The following is a 19567-nucleotide window of genomic DNA, read 5'->3' as shown; positions in this document are numbered from 1 at the left end:
CCTTCTATATAAATAGAATGCATCCTTATATACCCCTATCATCTAAAGCACCTCTTATCTCGGATTTCTCGCTACCTTCTCAATTTCTTTTTCATAACCCTCAAAGTCAAGTAATGTATTATTTCTTTCCATCATTTCAGTAAGGATCCTCATGCTTTCCCTATCCTCGGAATCCATCTTATCCTCATTCAACATGCGTTTGTGGTGGTAATATAGTAACATTAATTTTACCCAAGCATAGAGATTGAAAGGATGAATATTGCTTGCTAGAAATCTAAGTAACTTTACCCTGCAAGGGTAACTTTGGATTTGGGATTGGTTTTGAAAATAACTTGCCTTTAACATAATATCTGTATACATGGTTGTTTTATGGTACATCTGCTCATCTACTATCTCTGACTCAAGTAATTCTTTCCTGATTTTTTTTCCAACCAAATAAGCTTCCTTTATTTGATATTGCTTTTCAATGTTCAATTTAGCTACTTCTAAAAACTGATTGAAGCAACCCTCAATTTCACGGTCCATTTTTTCTTCTAATTTTGATCTGAAATATTCCAATATCTTGATAACACTCTTAAAACCCCAAATCGTTAAGCCTTTCGACCATTTCCATCCAACGTTTACTAGAGTTTGTACTTGGTTATTTACCCTATTCCCCAAGATAAAAGCATATTCAACTTCTTGAAACCTAGGTACCTTACCATCCTTCGTTATTATAATTTGTCCAGATGGCAAATATTCTACCAAGTAATACTTTTGGCCATTTAAGACTATCATAGCAGGAAATACTTCGATTGACTCATTTCCTTTTTTATATTTGTGTATGGCATCTAGCACATGTTGAGGCAAATCTTTCACTTCAATCATATAACATCCATCCTTTGAACCAGGGCTGTAACAGCCCTGGTTTTTTATCCGAATAGACCTTTAATAAAACTTTTCCCTCTATTCCACAATTCTTTCCCTTTATTCAATAATTTTTTCGCTCCTTTTTTGAAGTTGGTAGCATTCGCTTTATACGTACCAACAGCCCATAACACTGTTCCACCGATGGCCAACGCTGCACCTGCTGGAGGACAAGCTACAGCTACCCAAGGGGCTGCAGAGGTTAAAACGTCCCCAAAATTGGACAACGCCGACCATCCTTTACTTGCATCACCCGTATGTCCCCATTGATATAAGTTTTTAACCATATCAACAGTTGCAACCCCACCATTTATTATACTTAAAGCAGGCGTAAACTTTGCCAGGGGCTTAGGTACTTTAGTGATTGCATTAAGAAACTTCATCATTCCGCCATTTTTAAGATTGCCAAAACCACCTACACTTTTAAGATTTTTAATGGCCTGAAGTATTTCCTTTGGTGATTTAAAATACGAACCGATATTCCAAATCTTTTTCCCTGCTTCAGTTAAGTTTGAGAGCAAAAATTGATACGAGTCTTTTGGGGGAGGTACTACAGTGCTTGTACCACTATAAAGGCTATACCCATATGTAAGGGTTCCCCATATTACATCCTTGGGTTGGGGGTTTCCTCCATTTTTTTCAAAAATACTATCCATAGTTTCAAGAAAACCACCCAAAGCTATTTTGAGAGTATACTTCATAACATCCCATGGATGCACATTTGGTGGTTGTCCCTCTGTACCCGGAGTCGGATTTGATCCATTGCCATGGTTCGAATCTTGTGGATTAACTTCTGGATTCGTTACTTCCGGTGGTGTAAACGTTGGGGCCTTAATGTCCGGTGGCGTAATTTCAGGTGGATGAATTTCCGGTCCTGCTGCTAATGCCGTTAACGGAAATAAATTCATCAATAATATAATAGATAACATTAATACTGCCAAGTTTCTCTGGGAAGATCTTCTCATAAGTTCACCAACCCGTCATTGTTATAAGCTCAATCGATCACCGGGGCTTGAGCTGAATCCGAATAGGAGATCGACTGTGATTTTAGGAATAACAGGCGGATTTCTGTAGTTGCGGTCACCATAGCTTGATCATCATTAATACTCACGTTTACTTTGCTGAGATTATAGTTTGCAGAACTGCCAAAGGATGAATAGGCTTGTTGTCTTGCTTTATTTACATCCCCAGTCACTGCCGCCACTCTGACAGCATCTCTTAATGCGGATTCCGTCTGAATAACTGCCAAACCTGCCAATGCCACCTGCCAAAGGAACAGTGCCATGAAGATAAAGAGAGGGATCAAAAAGACAAACTCTATGGTTACCGATCCTTTTCTTGCTTTGAGAGCTTTGAAAAGCACATTGGCTTTCACTGAACTTCCCTCCGTTAAAAGGTAATCTCTCGTTTGGGAAGCAATTTTAAAAACTCACGTTTCGGCCCCATCCCTGATCCTTGAATATAGGTATCTTGGAAAAAGTCCTGAAAAATCGGTGGCCGATACTTAACTCTGGCTCGGACTTCGATTCTCCCTCCCTCCACTGGATAGATGATCTTCCCGTGAGCATCCCCGCCATTTTTTTGAACATAGTAGCGAACAGCTTCCACCATCTCTTGTTCCTTTTGTTTTAATATCTGATCCGCTAAATTTGCCAACAGCTGTTGATCCACCTTGGACAGCATTTCTTGAATCTTCTCGTTCCCCAATCTATCTGTTGCACCAGGTATGGTGACAGGTCCTTGTGCCGGCAAGGGGAGTTTGGGAAGTATCCATTCATCGAGTTTCTTGGTAGCGGCAATACTTCCCGCATCCGCTGCTACTTCGGCAGATGAATGCGACATTTTCACCATAAACATACTGCCAAAAAACAGCCCAATCATCAGGAAGGCGGGCAACAACATCAACCACATCGTTGTTGCCCCACCTTTTTTATTTCCAAGTACCTTTAACATGGTACTCCCCCACTTAAATCATTTTAATTTATTTCGCTCCTCTTGTTCTTTTTTATTTATATCCTCGATCGTCTTTGCTTCATTGCTGTTTATAGCAGTTTCGATGTTCTTGTTCCTATCTACAATGTATTTTTTGATCAATTCAAACCGCTGAACAATCATGGTTTTTAATGCATCTTCATTTTCGATTTTTCCATTTTCCACTAGAATATCTTTTAGTGAGTGCAAATGATCATTTTCCCGAGAGTTCATATCATGAAAACTAAATACAATTTCTTTAAGATTATTCCATTTAGAGATTGATTTGTCCGTAACGTCTTTCCAACTATTAAGTGACCACTCGCGCCATTCTTCATCCAATCGAGCTTTTTCCCTCTCAAAATAGGATCTTAGATCCTCTTGATTATTCACCGTTTGATAGGAACCCCCACCCGCTTCGGCGACTGCTTTTAATGCTTTCTGTCCTGCATCATCCACATCAAAACCAATAATGTTGACCACTGCCTTGATGTTGGAGTTATGCAGGTTTTTGGCTTCCTGAACAGGGTTTCCTCCACACGTTTCCACCCCGTCACTTACAACATAGATAATGTTTTGGATTCCTTCTCCCTGTTGTTTAGCCAAATCATTTTGTGCGGATTTGATCGAAGCCGCCAACGGTGTCCACCCAGCTGGTTTTAAATTGGCGATTGATTGTTGGAAGCGACTGGCATCATATTTTTGAAGCGGGTAAAGGATTTCACTGCTGCTGCATGAAATGGCCTTATCTTTTTCACTGTTTGTACCTTTATTACCGTAAACACGAACTGCAACATTAGCCCCTTCCGGTAAATTGGCCGCAAATTGTTGGACTGCTTGCTTGGCTAGATCCATTTTTGTTTGTCCCTGAACCTGACCGGCCATGCTTCCACTGCTATCTATGAGGATTTCCACATTCATCTTGGTAAGTGGTTGTCCATTGGGTGCTTTAATGCTGCCGGGTTGTTTAATATCGGATTTTATCGTTGGGTCCAGGTTGTCGAGCTTTTTTACTTGTGAAGCGTAATCTTCCGCTACCAAAGGAACGATGCGGTTATATGCCTCTTGGGCCGACATGTTGTTCGGCCATAATTGGATGATCTTTTTCAGTTGGTTTTCATCAAAGTGGTCCCCGGAAAATTTTCCTGGTTTTTGCTTGAGAATACCCTGGATATCTGTCGCAACAGCAGGGGATTTATTGGATTCTTTGGCTTGGGTGTTTTTATGTACATTATTTGTTTGGGAGCAGCCACTAAACAGGAGCGAAGTAAAAATCACCCCAATAAAAAGTTTTTTCAATGTGCACTTCATGATTTGTTTCCTCCTAAAAGAACTGTTTTGGGATTGTTGCTCAACAATCCCAAAACAGTTGTTAAGTGGGGCCTTAGATAATTAAGAGTTTTTAACAAATTCCTCGATCTTTTTTCGGAGTGCTTCCGCCAAATCATCAGTTGCAACTGATTTCAACAAAGCAGCAATGGCAATAACTCCAGCTACCAGGAACACATACTCTACTGTTTGGGAACCTTTACGATTTGAAAAGGCTTTTTTGTACGCGAGATAACCTTTGATGAATCCCTTGTTAATGGCTTCCATCATTTTGTTCATTCACAATACCTCCCTTAATGAATGAATAAGACTAATGTATCAAGTTGCCAAGATATGAAACCTTCCTTCCGGTCATCACCTCCTATGCATTTACATTTTTAACGGGCTGTTGGGGCTAATCACATACTGGAGGATGATCACACCTAAGATCAGGATCATTACGGAAGGAGCAATGAGAGCACCACCGACGATCGTGATTTTGGGTCCTGCTTTCCCTGCTGCTTCTTTCGCCCTTTCCGCCCGCATACGACGCATTTCATCAGCCTGCTCCATAAAGGTGCTGGCGATGGGAGTCCCCAGGTTATGAGCTTGAATCAATGATTGAATTAGCCCTTCCAACTCCGGAGAAGCCGTTCGGCGTAAAAGGGAACGGTAAGCCACTTCTCTTTGCACACCAAACTTGATCTCATGATTGAGACGGGCAAACTCCTCACTCAAAGGACCTTTGGTAGTCTCCACGTAGTAGGCTAAAGCAGAGTCCAAGCTCATCCCTGCTTGGAGAGTAATACTCATCATATCCAAGAAATCGGGTAGGTCCATCCGAATTTGCTCTTGACGACTTTTTGCCAGTTGTTTAATCCCCAAAACGGGAATCAAATACCCCACTAAAGGCAGTGCAGCAATCAATACAACGGCTAAAGGTAAACCCAACAAATAATATGGCAATGCAATTAGTAATCCTGCCAACAGTCCTACAATCTTCGCGCCCTGCAACCGTTCCACTGTTAAGTCAAAGGGATATCCCGCTTTGATGAGGGCATCCTCCAACACAAGCGGATCACTCAAAAATTGAATTTTTTCCCCCATCGCGGAAAACCGATCAAACCATTGATTCAAACTGTCCATCCACGATTTTTTTTTCGTAAAAACAGTGTTGGGCAAGTGATAAGATTCTAGGTGATCCAATACTTCTTGTTGCTTCTTTCGATATGAATAGTAATGATAGCTTGCCGCTACCCAACATACCCATGATGTAAAGACTAGCAAAACCAACGTGCTATCCATGTCAGCACCTTCTTATACTCGTATATCCGCAATCTTCCTTACCACCAAAACCCCGATGACTTGAAGAACTACAAAAATCACCAATACGATGATTCCAAAGGGGTGTGTAAACAGCTGATCAAATCCTTCCATCATCTTGCTTAGGACAAACACAACCAATAGAGAGACAACGGGCAACATATAAGCGGAGTAACGCGATTGTGCAGTCGCCGCTTGAATCGTTTGATGAATGATTTTTCTTTCTTCCATTGTCCGTGCCATTTCACTTAAAACCCGAGCCAAATCTCCACCGGCTCTCCTTTGGATGATAAGGGCATTGACAAACACTTGCATATCCTTGCTGTTAACCCGATTCAACAGATCTTTTAATGCCCCTTCCAGATCTCTACCCAACTGAACTTCCCGCACCACAATGGACAGTTCGTTTTTAATCGGAGGAGGCAACTCCTTAACCACCAATTCCAAACCTTGAGGGATGGAAAGTCCTGCTCTGGCAGCACTGCTCAGCAATCGACAAGCCTCTGACAATTGTCCATCGATTCTCTGGACGTAAATTTTTCTTCTGGATCGGAGAAAAAGTTTTGATCCAAAAGGCGCCGCGGCCATTGCTAAGGAGATGCTGATGAAAGTAGGTGCACCAAATACCATCTTCAATGCAAATGCAACAATCCCCGCACCCAAGAGTACGACTAGGCTGTATTCCGCTGGACGCAAGGGAATACTGGCCTTCTCCAGTTCAGGCTCCAATTTCTTCATCATCTCAAGCCGGTCCAGTTTTTCCACCAATTCATCAGACCAGCTTTTTGTCACCGTTTGTTGGGACAGCCATTTGGAGATCCGGTTCGATATTTCACCCCGTTCGCCACGAAGCGTGATAAACGAATAAAATGCTAATAGAGCAAAAAATACGGAACCTCCCCCGAACAGCGCAATCATCATTGCATGTCACCCCTGACAGGGCGAAAGATCTTCGGATCAACTGGTACGCCATATGCTTTCAGACGGGGTAAACACTTGGGAAGAATCCCTGTTGGTGAGAAATATCCTACCACAGTTCCATCTTCCTTCACCCCGGTTTGGTTGAATCGGAAGATTTCCTTCATCTCAAAGTGACCCTGATCATCTTTTTGAATTTCGGCAATGGACAACATTTTCCGTTGTCCGTCAGGCAGACGTCCGATTTGAATAATAAAATCAACTGCCCCCACGATATATTCGCGAATGATAGCGGCAGGTAGATCAAGGCTGGACATCATCACCATACCTTCCAACCGCCTCATGGCATCATCGGGTGAGTTGGCATGGATTGTGGTAAGTGAACCTTCATGCCCTGTGTTCATGGCTTGAAGCATATCAAATGCCTCCGCCCCCCGCACCTCACCGACGATGATCCGGTCGGGACGCATCCGGAGAGCATTTCGGACCAATTGACGAATGGTGATTTCCCCTTTTCCCTCCACGTTGGCAGGACGGGCTTCCATCCCGGCCACATGTCCATGGGGGATGCGGAGCTCAGCCATATCCTCGATGGTAATGATCCGCTCATTCTCAGGGATGAAACAGGCCAATGCGTTCAACAAAGTCGTTTTCCCACTGCCCGTTCCCCCCGAAATAATCAGATTGAGTTTTGCCCGTACCAGACTCGTCAGAAATTGGGCCATATCCGGTGTTAAACTTCCAAATCGAATGAGGTCGTCCATCCTGATCGGGTCTTTTCGGAATTTACGGATCGATAATAGTGAACCCTTCAGTGCGATAGGTGGAATAACAGCATTCACACGCGAACCGTCAGGTAAACGGGCATCCACCATGGGTGAGCTCACGTCGATACGACGCCCGATCGGTGCCACAATCCGGTCAATCACATGTCGAAGTGCTTCTTCATCCCGGAATTTGATGTCTGTTTTGTGAAGCTTTCCGTTTTTCTCGTAGTAAACTTCCTCAGGTCCATTCACCACGATTTCCGTGATCTCTTCGTCCATCAATAATGGTTCCAACGGACCATAACCCACTGATTCGTCAATGATTTTGCTGATTAAACGATCACGTTCTTGCCGGGTGATCACCACTTGTTCATCCGCAAGGTAGCGACCAACAATCCTGTCTAAAGTGATCCTCAGCTCATTGGAGGGTAATTGTGTTAATTTTTCAAGATCTGTCTCCCTTAACAAACGGGCTTTAAAATGCTGAGCCAATTGATCAATCCGGTTTTGATTGATTGAAGACAACGATTGTGCTTGATTGGAGCGGCGACGTGTCTTTTGAGGACGGTTTTGAATCCGATCGAATAACGCCAACCGTCACACCCCCTTTTTTAGGCTGTTTTTCCGGCTTGTTGAGAAAGTAGTCTCTTGGCTATCTTCTGAATGTCTCTGGCGAAAACCGAAAGCCCCCGCTCTCTTCTGGAAGTGCGCAACGGTGTTCCGCGGTTAATCATTTGTTGCAGTCTTTTCGTATCTTCATGAATTTCTCCAATAACTGGATAGGGGAAATGTTGTTGGACAGTTTTTGCATTAAGCTCATAATCCCTGCTTATCCGGTTGAGAATCACTTCCAGCCGATCACTTGTATCCACGCCGATTTTGCCAAATAGATCAAGCACCCTCCCAAAAATTCTCATAGAAACCGAATCAGGATTCATCACATAAAACAACTTATCTGACTCTTCCAATGCGGTGAAGGTAAGGGTACTCATTTCCGTAGGCAAATCCACCAGAATGTAGTCGTAGTAAAGGCGAGCGGCACGCAACAACCGCTCAACATGATCTTCCGTCACTTGATCAGCTATTTCGGCATCAGCGGGACTGGTTAAAACCTCTACTTGTGAATACGGCTCTACCACTGTAACGTTCCGGATATGGTTATCATTCAGCTCTTCCAATACCGGTGTTAGATCATAGATTGACCGATCGCTCTCGATGTTGAGATAACTCTCCAATCCTCCGTACTGCAAATTCAAATCGACCAACAACACACCTGAGGTGGAATCGAGTTGCAATGTTTGGGCCAATGTGGAGGATATCAAACTCCGTCCACATCCCCCTTTGCCACTGTAAAAAGAAATGATTTGCCCGCGCCCCCAGGTGAAACTCGCACTGGCCTCCGATCGATACTCCTTCGCCTGATGGGCTTTTACCGCTCTGCTTAAAACATCCTCCAAGGCGGTAATTTCATCCGGTAAAAACAGTACATCAAATGCCCCTGCTCTACTCACATCACGGGTTCGAACCGGGTCACGACGTTCCGTTAAATAAATGATAAATACATCCGACACTTCCCTGGAAATATAGGGAATCAACTGTATTCCTGAACCGTCCTTCATCTCATGCAGTAAAACGATATCCGGTTGTAAACGGGCAATCTCACGTCTTACTTCACTGGGATGAATATGTAAAAACTGCGGGAACTGATTTCCGACTCGTGATTGGATATCTTCTGCTTGTGCCGGTTCTTCCGTCACGACCAACAGCTTAATTTCCGCACTCATTGTAAACTTTGCCTCCAAAGGGATAGTCTATTATTGCGTCTCTTTCTTAGAGGGCTTTTTATTATTCCGAACATCATTAGAGGGTGCACCCTTTTTATTGGATGCTAAATTTTGACCCTTGGATTTGTCCTTTTCATTATCATCGTAAGTTTGCTTGTTGTCCGACACTGAGCCTCCTACCTGGGGAGCCTTCAATACACGTATGGACTGAGCAAAATTCTCGTATTTAATCAGATTGACAGCATCGTTGAATTCCAGTTCCAGCCATATTGCCTTGCCATCGGAGGATACCATGACAACCGGCTTGTCAAGTAGCAAAGGTTTTGTATCCACCTCATCTTGTCCATTTTTCTGAGTCGTAACTATCACATCTACACGATCATTTACCGAGAGTGGTTGATCAAAGAAAATTCGCTCCGAGGTTGTTAATGCTACTAAACGCTTATCTCCCGAGGACGTATCATTTATTGGTTTCAAGATGTTGGTTGTAAGTGGTTCACCCTTTTTCATCGGTACAATGGTAACAAGATGATCGATTGGATATTGGTAACCACCATTGATTGGAATGGCGTTCAAGTTATTGACTATTGATCCCATAGCATACTTTCTTGGAACTGGAACTTGCGTGAAATCACTCGGTTTCAAAGGTTGACGGGCTGTGATCGGTTTAGCGGCCACATACATCGATATCGTTTGACCGTAATCAGCCTCCAATTCATTTTGTTTTTGCAAAAACATAAAACCTGCAATGGCAGCCAAAACCACGGAAATAACGGTAAAAATAATGGCTCTGCGTTTTGCATCTTGCATGTTGGGTCAACACCTGCTTATTGTAAGATGGGAAAAGTGTTGGTGGATGAAACTAGAATTATTACAATATGCTATTGCTAGACAATATAATAGCAACTCTTTCCACCTATGACAATACTCATTTTTTCATAACTCTCTTTTTTTCGACATAGTTTGCCTTTTCCATCGGGAAAAAACGACATCCAACCATCTTCTCACAGGATAGTTATGGTAGAAGTTGTTTAACGTCGCGGCTAACATTACCCATGGCATGAAGTAGATGCCAAGGATGACAAGTACGATGATCGATCCGGTACGACGAATCCGTTTACTCAGCCATTCGTCCGCCAATGCCAGATCGGAATGCGGGGTGCCGCGGCGGATCAGGCGCTGATACACTTTGTATTTGGGCGTCAACGCCGAGGCAATATACAAAGCCGGCAACAGGAACAAAAACACCCGTGCGCCGACGGTGGCGTCGACAAACAGGCTGTAGACCGCCAATGCCCAGACGATGCCGATGGACAACTTGCTGCCGGTGAACAGTCGGGTGCCCTCTTTCTCCACCTTTTTCAGCGTTTCCCGCAGGCTCTGCCGCAGCTGAGGGTTGTCGAACCGCAGAGACAATGCTTTACTCAGGTAGCGCAGAGCCGTGCGGTACTGCTGATAGTTGGTCGGGTACCGCCCTTCTGCCATCATCGGATGGCCGGCGGGCACTTCGGTCCAGCTGTAGTAGGCTTTGGCCTGGTACCCAATCGCCAGGCTCTCCTGGTAAACCGGGTTGTCCGGTTCGGCTTGCGCGCACTGTTCCAGCAGAGCCACCCCCTCATCGAAGTGCTCCGTCCGGATCAGCGCCATGCCGAGAGCGACCTGGTACTGATGGTTGTCCGGTTCCGTTTTGCTGGCACGTTGGTACTGGGTGACGGCATCCTCCCAACGATTCAGCTGCTCGTAGGTTTGGCCGAGACCGTAGTAGTACCGCCCGTCATTCGGTTTCAGCTCGATCGCCTGCCGGAATGCTTCCACTGCCTGCTCCGGTTCGCCCCACTCCAACTTGGCGTGGGCCAGCAACGCCCATGCGTCGGGGTTATGCGGGTCCTGCTCGGTGGCCTGGCGCGCGAGGACGATCGTGTCCGCCACCCGGTTTTGCTCCAACAGTTCCGTTCCCCGGGAAATAATGGCTTCCACCGAAGTAACCGTACCGGTTCCCGTCCGGTTGGCAGCGGATGCCGCGACCTGCTCCCGGCGCGCAGACGTTTGGGGCCGGGAAGTGGCGGCCAATTGCCGATCATAAGCCGCCCGTTTGTCAGGGTCGAGCAGGATTTCCTCCGCTTCCTCCAGCAGTTGCACCATCCGCTCCGCCTCCTGGCGGCGCTCCATTTGCGGGGCGTTGGTCCGGTTGCTCCATTTGCGCAGTTCTTGGTGAATCTGTTTGCGGATTTCCCCCTCGTCCGCTTCGCGGGGAATCCCGAAAAGTTCGTAGTAGTTTTCCATTGCCAACAACCCTTTTCCGTCTCAAAATGGGAAGGATGCGCCTCAGCCGATGGCCAGTTTGCCGAGGCGTTGTTGTTTTTCCGCCACTTCTTCTTCGGTCAGGTTGGAGACACGTTCGATCTTCAGCTCCCCCAACCGCTGGCCGGAGGTCAAATCGACGACGGAGACGTGGATGATCCCGTCGCGGTCATACTCGAAGATCACTTCCAACGGCGATCCTTTCGGACGCGGCGGCAGGTCCATCACGCCTTCGCCCACGATCTTCACGTAGTTTAGATCGGTGTCCTCTCCTTCCGTCACCTGCACATGAAGCTGGGTCTGGTTGTCCACGCTGGTGACGTAGCGACCGCTCACCTTGCACGGGATGGGGGTATCCTTTTTCAACACGATCGAGTTGATTTCCCGGTCGTTCTCGTCCAAGGCAACGACACCCAAACTGTGGGAGTTGACATCCTGCACCTCCACGATCGGGAAATCCGCCGCTTCGTGCAATTGGGCCGTACCCTGTTGCACCTGGATCAACGTACCCTGAATGGCCGCCCCCATCGCCACCACTTCATCCGGGTTGACATCCATTGACGGTTTGATCCCCGTCACGCGCTCGATCATGGCCGGAACGGCCTTCATGCGGGTGGATCCGCCGACGAGCAGGATCTTGTCGATATCCTTCCACTGCATACCCGCGTCTTCCAGCACAAACTCCATGATACTCTGCGTCTGACGCAACAGATGGCGCGTGATCGTCTCAAACGTTTCACGCGTCAGCGTGATGGAGGCGGTCACTCCGCCTGCGGATAGAAAGACGCTGGTCTTTTCACGCGAGGAAAGGGTACGCTTGGCCATCTCCGCTTTGTCACGCAGATCCTGTTCCATCACCGGGTCGTCAAACAGATTGGGGCCGCCTTGTTTTTGAAACTCCTCATTCAGATATTTCATAATCTCGTTGTCCCAGTCGAAGCCGCCCAGGTTTTTTGCCCCGCCGGTGGCGACCACCTCGATGCGCTCTCCGTTCAGCCGCATGATGGTAACGTCAAACGTGCCGCCGCCCAGGTCATAGACGAGGATGGTCTGCTCCTCTCCCACCTTGTTCAACCCGTAGGCGAGGGCGGCCGCCGTCGGCTCGTTGATGATGCGCAACACATTGAGCCCCGCGATCCGTCCGGCGTCCAACGTTGCTTTTCGCTGCGCGTCATCGAAATAGGCGGGAACGGTGATAACGGCATCCCGGATCTCCTCGCCCAAAAGCATTTCCGCATCTTCCTTGAGCCGTTTCAAAATGATGGCGGAGATGTCCTCCGCGTTGTAAATCTCTCCGGTTTCCGTGCGGAATTTCCAGGATTTCACGCCCATCTGCCGTTTGGCAAACTGCACGACGTTGAGCGGCGACATCACCGCCGACCGCTTGGCGATGCTGCCGACGATCGGCTCGTTTCCCTCAAACAACACGACGGAGGGGGTGATACGTTCCCCCTCGCGGTTGACCAGAATCTCCGGCTTCCCGTAAGGGTTGACGACGGCGATCGCCGAGTTGGTCGTGCCGAGATCAATGCCCACAACCTTGCTCATCGATTGTCCACTCCTTCATCCGGTTCCATCCGGTTCTCTCTGTTTACAACCTGACTGAATCCAGCAGTCGTTTCCGTTCTTCCAACACGTCTTCGGACAGGCTGTTCGTTTTCTGCATGACGACTTCGCGCGTCTTCTGCCCGCTCTTCAGTTCTTTGGCCACCACTTCGATCACGCCGTCGGCGTCATAGCGGAGCGTTATCTCGATCATCAGCTCCCCGGCCTTATGAGGCGGCAGGTTGCGCAAGCCCGCTTTTCCGATCAGCTGTACGTTGGGGGAGTTGGGATCTTCGTCCTCTCCCTGCAGCACCTCGATCTCCACTCGCGGTTGGTTGTCCTCACCGGTGACGTAAGTACGGGTCCGTTCGCAGGGAATCGGCGTGTGCTTGGGAATGATGATGCTGTTGACATAACGCGTCTTGTCCGAAGACAGCGCCTTGACGCCCAAACTGTGGGAGGCCACGTCCTGGACGACGATGTCGACGGCCCCTTCCAGCGGTGGCGCGGATTCCTGCTCCCCTTTTTCCATCATAGAGACGACTGCCTGGATCGCCGCGCCCATCGCCACGCATTCGTCCGGGTTCATGTTGCGTGCCGCATCCTTGCCGGTGACGCGCTTGATCATCTCCTTCACGGCGGGAATCCGGCTGGAACCTCCGGCGAGCAGAATCGTGTCAATCCGGTCCCACGTCAAACCAGCCGACTGGATCACCCGTTGCATGCAGGCTTCCGTCCGGGCGATCAGATCGTGGGTCAACTCGTCAAACAGCTCCCGGTCGATGTCCACCCGCAACGCTTTATCCCCGGTGGCCAACGTGACGGCCAATTGATTGCGGAAGGAGAGATCCTTTTTGGCGATCTCCGCCTTGTCCCACAAATCCTGCAAGGTGTGCGGTTCCTGGCGGAGATCCATCCAGTAGGCCCGCATGAATTCCTCGGCGAAGTAATCGACCAGCCGCTCGTCGATATCCTTACCGCCCAGGTGGGAATCCCCGTCAGTGGCCAGGATGGTGAACCGTTGCCCCTCCACGCGCATCACCGTCACATCAAACGTCCCGCCGCCGAAATCGTACACCAAAATGGTCTGGTTGCCCTCAGCCTTGTCCAATCCGTAAGCGAGTGCGGCCGCAGTCGGCTCGTTGATGATGCGGATCACATCGAGTCCGGCGATTTTTCCCGCTTGCCGGGTGCATTCCCGCTGAGCGTCCTTGAAGTAGGCCGGCACGCTGATGACGGCTTTATTCACCGGCTTGCCCAAGTAAGTTTCCGCGTCCGCCTTCAGTTTTTTCAGGATCAATGCGGAGAGATCCTCGGGAAAATAGTCCTGACCGTTCACATTAAAACGATACGAGGGGTTCCCCATCTCCCGTTTGATGAAACGAACCGCCCGGCGCGGGTCCACCAAAGCTTGGTGGCGCGCTTCCTTGCCTACAATCGGAGTACTGTCCGGCTCGAAAAAGATGACAGACGGGGTGGTCCGATCTCCTTCGCGGTTGGGAATCACCTCCGGCTTCCCGTATGCGTTGACGTAGGCGATGGCGGAAAACGTCGTCCCCAGATCGATCCCGACAATCACTTCTTCACTCAAGATGGATACGCTCCTTTCCTAAATATCTTGAAAACTGTTCATCTCTCCACCAACGACGTGGACGACGCCGACCGATACCGCTTCACGATCACTTCCTCCGGTCGCAGCACCGTGTCCCGATACAGAAACCCGCGCCGGACCACCCTGGCCACCCGGTTGTTTTCCGCCGGATCATCGGTGGGCTCCACTCTGATCGCATGCTGTACGCGCGGGTCGAAGGTGTCGGAACCCGTACGCAACAGCTGAACCTCGCGGCGGTAGAGAATCTCCAGCACCTCGTCCCTGAGCGTGTCCAACAGACGGGCAAATGTGCGTCCGACCTCCGAGTTTGTATCGATCTCCCGACTCATGTTATCCACCCGGTCAAACAAGAGGATCAGGTCTATGTATAATGGCTTGTTTTGCCGAAACGCCGCATCCTGCTTCAATTCTTCCAGCTCGGCGTACAGGCGGTCGAACGCTTCTTCTTTGGTTTTGTCGTAGCGGATCCGTTTTTCGATGATATGATTGAGTGAGGAGAATTCCTTGTTCAAATGGGTCAGGGAAGCGAGGAGTTGTTGAAGCGTGTGTTGGTCGGATTCGGTCTTGCCCGCGGAACGGCTATCCTGCCAAAACCAATGTTTCCCGGTTCGTTGTTTGTCCTTCACGCGTGGCTTCCTCCCGGTTCAAAATAGATACAACCCGTATGTGACGAGCGTTCCAGTAAAAATAAAGGGCGCCATCGGCAGCGTCGATTTCCAGTCTGCCTTTTGGCTGAACAGTTTCATCGGGATCGCCACCAACGCCGCCAACACGTGGGAGATGAGGAATATGGCAAAAAATTTCTCCCAGCCGACACATAAACCAATCATTGCAAAGAGTTTGATATCTCCCCCGCCGATGGCGGTCGTCCCGGTCAACGCCCCGATCGTCGCCAGCACGAACAACACGCCGAAACCGGTGAGCAGGTAGTCCCACCACGGCTCCACCCGGTACCAGAGGCGAAACACGACAGCAAACGCCGCTCCGGCCAACACGACGCGGTCGTAGATGAGCCGCTCGCGCAGGTCGGTGACGCTCGCAATTCCGGTCAAGATCAACAGTACGATAAAGACAATATGTTCCCCCACGTTTTGGTTTCCACCCTTTTCTCCGAACAGTGACGTATCCAAAAAATCTCACGGATTGAGCCATGGTAAAATCTCAAATCACATTATACTCATAAACTTCTAAACCGGACAAGGAGAAAAATACGAATCTGGTAGACTTTCGTCCCTTTTTGACAGAATCGGATACACTGGAGTCACTCAGAAAGTGAGGCAGGTTGAGGGGGCGTTTCCACACGAGCGACCTCGTCCGGCCTCGGAATACGAAAATAGTATTATATATAATGGAAGAAACACTACGAAAAAGGATATAGACAAAAATCCCACATGACACAAAACCGCCTCTCCATTCCGTCGAGCGGTTTGGAGAGGCGGTGGTTGGCACCGTTTGAAACAGCAGAATCGTGTTGAGCCATGTTACCGGACAACTCCCAGGGGATGTCTGGTCATTTCCATGCGGTCTTTTCCCAGGTGAGCGACTGACCAAGCCCGACCGATGGAAGACCCGGAAAGCGCAGGAATGGAATCGCGGGCAATTTCCTATAAGCGAAGCCTACTTTGCCCCCGTCCTGCTCTCCGGGTCGGAGTTGTTCGCTCCTTGTAGAACGCTGGTGGAGCGTGACCGAAAAACGCAAGTTACCAGACACGCCCTAGTTCAAGCCAACCGCCCATCCCTCACGGGAGGAGTCAGTCGCACCGGTATAGGCACCCGTGACGGGGTCGATCACGATGCTCTGCACGTTGCCGATGCTTTGTGGACTGCTCTCAAACTGATGCCCCATCTGCGTCATTCGTTCACGGGCAGTATCGGGTACACCGTCCTCCCAAAGGATCTTGGGGTATTTGTTGCTGTAGATACGCGGCTCTTCGATCGCCGATTTGATGTCCAGTCCGTCCACCAGTGTGTACATCAACACTTGAAACACCGACGCGATGATCGTCGGACCACCCGGTGAACCGACGGTCATCACCGGCTTGCCGTCTTTGAACACAATCGTCGGGCTCATGCTGGACATCGGGCGTTTGTTGGGCTCCGCTTGGTTGGGCCCGCCCGGTACGGCGTCAAAATCGGTCATTTCGTTATTCAACATAAAGCCGTAGCCCGGCACCATGATCCCCGTACCGAACTCCTGCTCGATGGTAGTGGTGTAAGAGACGAGATTGCCCCAACGATCGGCCACGGTGAAATGCGTGGTCTGTCCGATGTGTTTGTTGTCCGGCTGTTTCACCGTCCGATTCGGGGTGCCCGATTGCTGGTATTTCCACGGATCACCGGGTTGGACGTCGGAATTGGCCTTGTTGAGATCGATCAACGCAGCACGTTCCTTGAAATAGCGCGGATCCAACATTCCTTGTACCGGTACATCCACGAATTCCGGATCACCGATGTACGCCCCGCGGTCAGCATAGGCGAGATGCATCGCCTCCGTCATCAGGTGATAACGTTCCGGCGAGCGGAGTGCGGTTTGCCAAGCGTTTTTCTCTTCCAGCAGTTTCAGGATGTACATGATGGTCACTCCGCCAGAGCTGGGCGGCGGCATCGTCACCACATGATAACCGTGGAAATCTGCTTCCAACGGCTTGTCCACCGTGATGTGGTAGCGCTTCAAATCGTTCATCGTCATATGTCCGCCGTACGCATTCACCGTTTGGACGAGAGCTTGACCGACTTTCCCTTGATAAAACACGTTGGGTCCGAAAGCTTGGATCAAGCGGAATGTCTTGGCCAGATCTTTTTGCACGAGGAGGTCGCCTTCTTTCAGCGGCTCGCCGTTCGGGAGGAACACGTCTTTGGCCGCCGATCGGGACAGCCTTTCCTTGCACGCCGCAATGTCTCTGGCCAGTACCCAGTTTACCTTCACCCCGCGTTCCGCCAGAAGAATCGCCGGCTGGATCAACTCGGCCATCGGTTTGGTGCCCCATTTGTCCAGAGCCGCCTGCAATCCTTTCAGCGTGCCGGGAACACCGACGGCGTAGCCTTGCGTGGAGCGTACCGGGAACGGGATCTCCTGACCATTTTCATCGAGGAACATGTCTGGCCGTGCCGATTGCGGTGCCCGTTCGCGACTGTCGATGATGGAGACTTTTTTCGTTTTGGCATCGTATACCATCATAAATCCGCCGCCGCCGATCCCGGACATCTGCGGCTCAACGACGTTCAAGACAAATTGAATGGCTACTGCCGCGTCCACCGCATTGCCTCCACGTTTGAGCACCTCGGCTCCCACCTTGGAAGCCAGGGGGTGCGCAGTCGCCACCATGCCGTATTTCCCATGGGCCACCTGTCCTTCATCCGTGGTCCAACCGTGATGAACTGCTTTTGGCACTCCGGCCGCCGCTTGCGCCCACACTCCAGCAGGCAGGATCAACATTAACACCAACAGCAAACTGAGGACTCCCCGCCACACTCGCCGCTTCCTCATCTCCTGATTTCCCTCCTTGTTTAGCCGCAATTGATTGAATTATATATACAATAAAGTTAGCACAATTGTACACAAGTTTAAAAAAATTTGGCAAGAGCGTTGACAGGGGTTTACGACAGATTTACATGGGGTTCACATCGTTTCGTTACGATATTCAGTGAGACGAAAATGACGCGATGCTCGTACCTATCATACATGAAAGTGTGCCCCATGAAGGAGTGAGACATAATGAAACATTGGATGCATCGACTGCTGGCCGTCATCGGTGTATGGACGATGGTGGCAGCATTGACGATTCCGACCGTATTGGCCGCCGATCTCCCGCAAGTGAAACAAACGGGGTTGCTCTCCCCCGACCGCATCCTGAATGTCGGTCACCGCGGTGCATCCGGCCATGCTCCGGAGCATACAATCCCGGCCTATGAACTGGCACAAAAAATGAAAGCCGATTACATCGAACTGGATTTGCAAATGACCAAAGACGGTCACTTGATCTGCATGCACGATGAAACGCTGGATCGGACCACGAACGGCACCGGATACGTCAAAAACCACACGCTGGCGGAGATCAAACGGCTGGATGCCGGTTCCTGGTTCAACGAAGCCTATCCGCAGTACGCCAAGCCGGAGTACAAAGGTTTGAAGGTGCCCACCCTGGAAGAAGTATTGGATCATTTCGGACACGGCGCCAACTATTATATCGAAACCAAATCGCCGGAAACCTATCCGGGTATGGAAGAGAAGCTGTTGGAAGCTCTGAAACGGCACCATCTGATCGGACCGAACGCCAAACCGGGACAAGTCATCATCCAATCCTTCAGCCCCGACAGCCTGAAAAAAGTACATCAAATGGACCCCAGCATCCCGCTGGTGCAACTGTTGTGGTACGAGCAACCGGTGCAGATCACCGAGCAGGAACTGAGGGAAATCCATACCTATGCGATCGGTGTGGGTCCCAACTTCAACAAAATCGACCGTGCATACGTACAAAAAGTACGTCAACACGGCCTGCTGATCCATCCGTACACGGTCAACGAGAAAGCGGATATGAAGCGCCTGATCGACTGGGGCGTAACGGGCATGTTCACCAACTTCCCGGACCGGTTGCACGGAGTGTTGAAGGAACGGAAAGGAAAATAATCGGTTCGCGAGCGATACCCGTTACTTATAAACGAGGCCAGTGTCCAAAAGGCACTGGCCTTTCACTATTTAACGGGCTTGAGAGGGAAGGCAGAAGGCATAGCATTGGGGGACAATGTCGAGTCAGAAAAAACAATCAATGGTGATACCCATGATGGTACACATGGTGATGATGAATATGATGATGAATATGATGATGAATATGATGATGGTATACATGATGGTGATATACATGGTAGTGGGGAACATGACGCGCAACGTGAAAGGGACCGTAATGGTTGTGATAGTAACGTCCACATCCCGTCAGTGCCAAAAAGGAACCGAGCAGGAGATACCATCTCCATGCTCTCCGTTTCATGGATTCCTCCCCCTTTTTCAGTGGCATTGGAACCAAGGACACCATATCGGTTGAGGATTAGAGAAAACTTAATGTCGAATTGGAATTTCCTTATAGGATTTCAACAAATTTATAACATCGGAACGTTGGTGTGAAGCAGAAACTGGA

Annotated in this window: 19 protein-coding genes; 2 read left to right on the top strand and 17 right to left on the bottom strand. The window is 49.2% G+C overall.

The window, feature by feature from the left end; genetic code table 11:
* Positions 1-54 precede the first annotated feature (54 nt).
* From KI215_RS00630 to ggt, 17 genes are all read right to left on the bottom strand, one after another.
* Positions 55-867 carry a hypothetical protein gene (locus tag KI215_RS00630; protein WP_212773737.1) on the bottom strand — a complete coding sequence of 271 codons (813 nt, stop codon included), beginning with the start codon at positions 865-867 and terminating at the stop codon, positions 55-57.
* 44 nt (positions 868-911) lie between these two features.
* Positions 912-1847 carry a hypothetical protein gene (locus tag KI215_RS00625; protein WP_212773736.1) on the bottom strand — a complete coding sequence of 312 codons (936 nt, stop codon included), beginning with the start codon at positions 1845-1847 and terminating at the stop codon, positions 912-914.
* A 53-nt stretch (positions 1848-1900) separates the two neighbouring features.
* Entirely contained in the window at positions 1901-2281 is a 381-nt protein-coding gene (locus KI215_RS00620) for a TadE/TadG family type IV pilus assembly protein (protein WP_212773735.1), read from the bottom strand.
* A 14-nt stretch (positions 2282-2295) separates the two neighbouring features.
* Positions 2296-2859, bottom strand: coding sequence for a Tad domain-containing protein (locus KI215_RS00615; protein WP_212773734.1), 564 nt, complete (start codon positions 2857-2859; stop codon positions 2296-2298).
* A gap of 18 nt (positions 2860-2877) precedes the next feature.
* Complete coding sequence (locus KI215_RS00610; protein WP_212773733.1) at positions 2878-4188, bottom strand: vWA domain-containing protein; 1311 nt, start codon at positions 4186-4188, stop codon at positions 2878-2880.
* Between the two features lie 81 nt (positions 4189-4269).
* Positions 4270-4485, bottom strand: a complete 216-nt coding sequence (locus KI215_RS00605) for a hypothetical protein (protein WP_212773732.1) — start codon at positions 4483-4485, stop codon at positions 4270-4272.
* Between the two features lie 90 nt (positions 4486-4575).
* The gene (locus KI215_RS00600) at positions 4576-5490 is read right to left on the bottom strand and encodes a type II secretion system F family protein (RefSeq protein WP_212773731.1); all 915 of its coding nucleotides are present in this window, start codon (positions 5488-5490) and stop codon (positions 4576-4578) included.
* A 12-nt stretch (positions 5491-5502) separates the two neighbouring features.
* Positions 5503-6429, bottom strand: a complete 927-nt coding sequence (locus KI215_RS00595) for a type II secretion system F family protein (protein ID WP_212773730.1) — start codon at positions 6427-6429, stop codon at positions 5503-5505.
* Positions 6426-7787, bottom strand: a complete 1362-nt coding sequence (locus KI215_RS00590; RefSeq protein ID WP_212773729.1) for a TadA family conjugal transfer-associated ATPase — start codon at positions 7785-7787, stop codon at positions 6426-6428. Before KI215_RS00590 ends, KI215_RS00595 begins: the two co-directional genes overlap by 4 nt.
* A gap of 17 nt (positions 7788-7804) precedes the next feature.
* Entirely contained in the window at positions 7805-8977 is a 1173-nt protein-coding gene (locus KI215_RS00585) for a CpaE/TadZ family protein (protein ID WP_212773728.1), read from the bottom strand.
* A 30-nt stretch (positions 8978-9007) separates the two neighbouring features.
* Entirely contained in the window at positions 9008-9787 is a 780-nt protein-coding gene (locus KI215_RS00580; RefSeq protein ID WP_212773727.1) for a CpaB family protein, read from the bottom strand.
* Positions 9788-9913: 126 nt separating this feature from the next.
* Positions 9914-11260, bottom strand: coding sequence for a tetratricopeptide repeat protein (locus tag KI215_RS00575; RefSeq protein ID WP_212773726.1), 1347 nt, complete (start codon positions 11258-11260; stop codon positions 9914-9916).
* A 42-nt stretch (positions 11261-11302) separates the two neighbouring features.
* Positions 11303-12826 carry an Hsp70 family protein gene (locus KI215_RS00570; RefSeq protein ID WP_212773725.1) on the bottom strand — a complete coding sequence of 508 codons (1524 nt, stop codon included), beginning with the start codon at positions 12824-12826 and terminating at the stop codon, positions 11303-11305.
* A 43-nt stretch (positions 12827-12869) separates the two neighbouring features.
* Complete coding sequence (locus tag KI215_RS00565) at positions 12870-14414, bottom strand: Hsp70 family protein (RefSeq protein WP_212773724.1); 1545 nt, start codon at positions 14412-14414, stop codon at positions 12870-12872.
* A gap of 38 nt (positions 14415-14452) precedes the next feature.
* Positions 14453-15061: a nucleotide exchange factor GrpE gene (locus tag KI215_RS00560; protein WP_212773723.1), complete on the bottom strand. Its 609-nt coding sequence runs from the start codon at positions 15059-15061 to the stop codon at positions 14453-14455.
* 18 nt (positions 15062-15079) lie between these two features.
* Entirely contained in the window at positions 15080-15523 is a 444-nt protein-coding gene (locus tag KI215_RS00555; RefSeq protein ID WP_212773722.1) for a prepilin peptidase, read from the bottom strand.
* A gap of 626 nt (positions 15524-16149) precedes the next feature.
* Positions 16150-17922 carry a gamma-glutamyltransferase gene (gene ggt, locus KI215_RS00550; protein ID WP_212773721.1) on the bottom strand — a complete coding sequence of 591 codons (1773 nt, stop codon included), beginning with the start codon at positions 17920-17922 and terminating at the stop codon, positions 16150-16152.
* Between the two features lie 228 nt (positions 17923-18150).
* Here ggt and KI215_RS00545 point away from each other — a divergent pair, with 228 nt between their 5' ends.
* A complete protein-coding gene (locus KI215_RS00545; RefSeq protein ID WP_212773720.1) occupies positions 18151-19062 on the top strand; it encodes a glycerophosphodiester phosphodiesterase in 912 nt (303 codons plus the stop codon).
* Positions 19063-19167: 105 nt separating this feature from the next.
* On the top strand, positions 19168-19554 hold the full coding sequence (locus KI215_RS00540) for a hypothetical protein (RefSeq protein ID WP_212773719.1): 387 nt from the start codon (positions 19168-19170) through the stop codon (positions 19552-19554).
* Positions 19555-19567 lie beyond the last annotated feature (13 nt).

This window comes from Polycladomyces abyssicola, from assembly GCF_018326425.1.
GTDB lineage: Bacteria > Bacillota > Bacilli > Thermoactinomycetales > JIR-001 > Polycladomyces > Polycladomyces abyssicola.
This window is presented reverse-complemented; position numbering and strand designations above follow the sequence as displayed.